The organism is Mixta sp., assembly GCF_024610815.1.
Lineage (GTDB): Bacteria > Pseudomonadota > Gammaproteobacteria > Enterobacterales > Enterobacteriaceae > Mixta > Mixta calida.
This window is the reverse complement of sequence record NZ_JANION010000059.1, coordinates 1-1,573: the sequence shown is the minus strand read 5'-3', so window position 1 is coordinate 1,573 and position 1,573 is coordinate 1. Positions and strand designations below refer to the sequence as shown.

Genomic DNA, 1,573 nt, shown 5'->3' with positions numbered 1-1,573 from the left:
GTGATGAATGTTTCATTTACAGAAAAATGATCCTAAAGATTCTGAAATCTGTGCAATCAGTTGGTATTAAAGAAAAAAGGCCGCGAAGGCGGCCTTATTCCCTGTTAATTTCTGGGGTTTAATTATTTATAGGGCAGGCGAATATCTTTAAACATCGCTTCAATATCTTCGTTAGAGCGCAAAGCGACGGCGGCATCTACTACGTCGCGGGTCAGATGCGGCGCAAAACGCTGAATAAAATCATACATATAGCTGCGTAAAAAGGTGCTGCGCCTGAAGCCGATTTTCGTTGTGCTGTTGGTGAAGATTTCAGAGGCTTCAATACGCACCAGGTCGGGATCGGAGACCGGATCGACCGCCATGCTGGCGATAACGCCTACGCCCAGCCCCAGCCGTACATAGGTTTTAATCACGTCGGCATCGGTCGCGGTGAAGACGATGCGCGGCGACAGTCCTGCCCGATTAAAGGCAGTATCCAGCTCAGAACGCCCGGTAAAGCCGAAGGTATAGGTGACCAGCGGATATTCCGCCAGTTCCTCAATGGTGACATTGCTTTTCCCCGCTAACGGATGATCGGGCGTGACGACAATCGCCCGGTTCCAGTGGTAGCAAGGCAACATAATTAAATCATCATAAAGATGCAGCGCTTCGGTGGCGATGGCGAAATCGGCGTTCCCTTTTGAGACTGCCTCCGCGATCTGCGTCGGCGAGCCCTGATGCATATGCAGCGAGACACGCGGATAGCGTTCGATAAAGCCTTTAATCACGCCCGGCAAAGCGTAACGCGCCTGCGTATGGGTGGTCGCGACATAAAGCGAGCCTTTATCCGGCCAGGTGTGTTCGCCAGCGACGGATTTAATCGCATCCACTTTTGACAGCACTTCACGCGCGATCCGAATAATTTCTTCGCCAGCTGGCGTGACCTGCGTCAGATGTTTGCCGCTGCGGGCAAAAATCTGAATGCCCAGCTCATCTTCCAGCATGCGCACCTGCTTGCTGATACCCGGCTGCGAGGTGTACAGCCCTTCGGCGGTAGAAGAAACGTTCAGATTGTGATTAACCACTTCCACGATGTAACGCAGCTGCTGCAATTTCATAGTTATTCATCCCGAGATAACGCCACGCGCTGAACCCGCGCGCAATCAGGGGAAACGCCTCTAAGCAAAGGCGCCGCGGACGGGTATAGCACCAGGAAAATTCAGAAGGTAAAGCTATAACAACTATAACATTTTCGTGTCTGATGTATAGCTTTTAGCTATAAGGCAGTAAAAGAAAAGGCCAGTCGATGACTGGCCTTGTGAAGCGGGACGCTTATTTTTCCGTGACGCGCCATTCGCCGTCGACATAGAAGGCGGACCAGCCGGTGGCCTTTCCCTCCTTCTCGGAGCTGACGTACTGCTGCTTCGTCTTACGACTGAAGCGCACCAGCGTCTTATTGCCCTGATCGTCTGTTGCTGGCGCATCGGCTAAATAGCGCAGCTTTTCCGGCAGGCGATCGCGGAAGCGTTGCAGCTCCTCGACCAGCGGCGCGCGGGTTTCACGCGATTTCGGGAAGGTGTTGGCGGCCAGGAAT

At 52.8% G+C, this 1,573-nt stretch carries 2 protein-coding genes; both read right to left on the bottom strand.

From position 1 onward, the window contains the following. Positions 1-122: 122 nt before the first annotated feature. Positions 123-1,097, bottom strand: coding sequence for an HTH-type transcriptional regulator CysB (gene cysB, locus MYY08_RS03650; protein WP_038625921.1), 975 nt, complete (start codon positions 1,095-1,097; stop codon positions 123-125). A 214-nt stretch (positions 1,098-1,311) separates the two neighbouring features. Beyond that, on the bottom strand, positions 1,312-1,573 hold a 262-nt coding region (locus tag MYY08_RS03645; RefSeq protein WP_288013233.1), incomplete at its 5' end, for a hypothetical protein.